The organism is Leisingera sp. F5, assembly GCF_001593695.1.
The window spans coordinates 1-2,653 of the sequence record NZ_LUKH01000375.1; the positions used below are offsets into that span (position 1 = coordinate 1).

2 protein-coding genes and 2 pseudogenes are annotated in these 2,653 nt (G+C 62.4%); 2 read left to right on the top strand and 2 right to left on the bottom strand.

Annotation, left to right across the window (positions count from 1 at the left end; all coding sequences use genetic code 11):
- On the bottom strand, positions 1-467 hold a 467-nt coding region (locus tag A2I95_RS30505), incomplete at its 3' end, for a helix-turn-helix domain-containing protein (RefSeq protein WP_291735900.1).
- 113 nt (positions 468-580) lie between these two features.
- On the opposite strand from A2I95_RS30505, the pseudogene A2I95_RS30510 reads away from it, so the two are divergent.
- Positions 581-1,045 (top strand): annotated as a pseudogene (locus tag A2I95_RS30510) (AzlC family ABC transporter permease); the annotation flags it as partial.
- A 46-nt stretch (positions 1,046-1,091) separates the two neighbouring features.
- Positions 1,092-1,539 (top strand): annotated as a pseudogene (locus A2I95_RS30515) (IS5 family transposase); the annotation flags it as partial.
- A gap of 9 nt (positions 1,540-1,548) precedes the next feature.
- On the opposite strand, the gene A2I95_RS30520 reads toward A2I95_RS30515, so the two are convergent.
- Positions 1,549-2,653 (bottom strand): adenylate/guanylate cyclase domain-containing protein (locus tag A2I95_RS30520; RefSeq protein ID WP_291735902.1); only part of this gene is annotated, 1,105 nt, incomplete at its 5' end.

The following is a 2,653-nucleotide window of genomic DNA, read 5'->3' on the forward strand; positions in this document are numbered from 1 at the left end:
TAGTAATCGCCCGGGCACAGCAGCTCCTCCTGCCCTTCCAGCCCTGCCCGCATCTGCCCGGAACAGACCAGCATATGCTCCACTGTGCCGCGCGGGTGCGGCGCGGCGCGGCGGATCTCTCCCGGCTGCATCACCACGCGGTAGACATCCCGGCGCACATTCGGCGGGCTGCGGGACAATAATACGGCAGCGAAGTCTGACTGCTCCGACTCCAGCACTTCACCTTCGCTTGCGCGGATCAGCTTGGTCGCGGGTGCCTCCGTTTCAAACAGCAAACTCAGCGGTACGTCCAGCGCTGCGGCCAGTGCCCAAAGCGTCTCGACACTGGGATTCCCGTTCCCGGCTTCAAGCTGCGAAAGGGTTGATTTTGCAATTCCAGCCTGTGCGGCCAGCCCCGACAGCGACATTCCCGCGCGGCTGCGTTCACGCTGGATGGCGGCTGCAATCATTTGATGGGGCGCTGACATGTTCGATATTTCACCCTTTCGTTCGACTTGACGAACGACCGTGTCGTTCGGTATACAAAACTTGCGTTCGGTTTAAGCGAAATCATGCCCCGTTTCCAGAGGAACTGCCCTCAATGGCAATCCAGAACATCTCCGCCCGGTCCCCCGCCTTCAGCCAACTGTCCTCCGGACTGCGGGATATCCTGCCCTTGGCTGCCGGCGTTGCTGTCTATGGGCTGGCGTTCGGCCTGCTCGCAGCACAGGCAAGCATGGACGGGCTGCAGACCGGAGTAATGGGCACCATCGTCTTTGCCGGATCTTCACAGATCATCGCAGTGGAGCGGCTGGTTGCCGGCACCGGCGCGGGTGCCGCCATTCTGGCCGGGCTGGCACTGAACCTGCGGCTGCTTCTGATCACCGCGTCGCTGCGGGATGAGTATTCCGGACGGCCCTGGTGGCAAGTGCTTCTAGGGGTCCATCTGGCCACCGACGAGAATTGGGCCCTGATGCACGCGATGCGCGCCCGCGGCCATCAAGCCGGTTACTGGTACTTGATTGGCGGCGGCATCGGGCTGATTGCAGTCTGGGTGCTGTCCACAGTGGCAGGCGGACACAGCGAAGAGAAGACCGTGATGCCCCGAGAGGGGCCGGACCAAAGATGGCATGAATACCAAGCTGCATGCCATCTGCGACAGCCAGGGCCGCCCGCTGAACATGTTCGTCACCGCTGGACAGGTCACGACTGCATCGGGGCACGGGCGCTGCTCAGCTGTTTGCCGGATGCCGACTGGATGCTTGGAGATCGCGGCTATGATGCCGATTGGTTCCGGGAAGCATTGAAAGACAAAGGGATACGCGCCTGCATCCCGGGCCGGAAGCAGCGCAAGACACCGGTCAGATACGACAAACGCCGCTACAAACGGCGCCACCGCCCCTCTCGTGACATTGCTGCGCAATGCACTGCCGGGCAGTGATCGAGATCATGTTTGGCAGGCTCAAAGATTGGAGGCGTGTGGCAACGCGATACGGCAGATGCCCGAAGGTCTTCCTCTCCGCTATCGCTCTCGCCGCAACCGTCATCTATTGGCTATGAGGCCTGACCCTAGGCTTGCGTCTTTGCGAACAGCGCGAGCCCGCTGCGGCGCCCGCGCAATTGCTCCGCCGGCAGCGCGGTCCAGCCGCCGCGCGCGGGCTCTGTGCCGGCTTCCTGCAGCAAGGTTGCAGACGCGATCAGCGCCATGCCATTTGTCTTGGTCAGCTGCTCCAGCCGCGCCGCTGTGTTCACCGTGTCTCCGAACACGGAATACTCCAGCCGTGCCGGTGTGCCGGTGACACCCGAAAACACCTCACCCCAATGCACACCGATCCCTGCGGCCAGGCCGGTCTCTCCAGTAGCCTCCCGTTCCTGGCGCCAAGCCTCCATCTCCACAAGCAGCCCTTCGGCGCAATCCAGCGCCCGCGCTGCAGCCCGCTCACCCTCAAACAGGATCATCGCTGCGTCGCCGATGTATTTGTCGATCAGACCGCCAGTCCGGCCCGCCACCAATTCGACACGGGTACGGAACTCGGTGATCAGTCTGCTGACATCTTGCGGCTCGCGGCCCTCGCACCAGCTGGTGAAGCCGCGGATATCAATGAATAGGATCGCCATTTTCTGCTGGCGGCCTTCCTGCAGCGCCTCCAACCCGCCGCCGGCAAGGCGGCCCGCCATCTGGGCCGGCAGATAGCGAGTCAGATTGGCCTTCTGCCGCGTTTCTTCTATGGAGCGGTGCAGCAGCCCCCTCATCCGAAGTGCTGCAACCATCAGCACCAAACCGGCCAGCGCCACCATCAGCACCCGCATCAGATTGGGGGGAGTGGCCATGGCCAGATGCACCCGCTGCATGGCAGCGTCAGAGACGATCGCCGGTTCCCACAGTACCAGCCACAAAAGTCCGGCCGCAACCAGCAGCACTTGGTATCCCAGCAGCAGCGGATTGAAACGCAACACGCCAAAAGCCAGGATCAGCGGTGCCATCCAGGCCGAAGGCATGGCAAAGACAACTTCACCGGATAGCCCGGAATTCACCAAAGACAACCAAGAATTCAGGAAAAGAAAGACACCGTCCGCGGTCACGGCAGCCCAGATCATCCAGTGCCGGAACACGCCTTTGCGGATAGCCGCGAAACTCAGGCCTCCAACCGCCATGTAAGCCAGTATGGTTGCC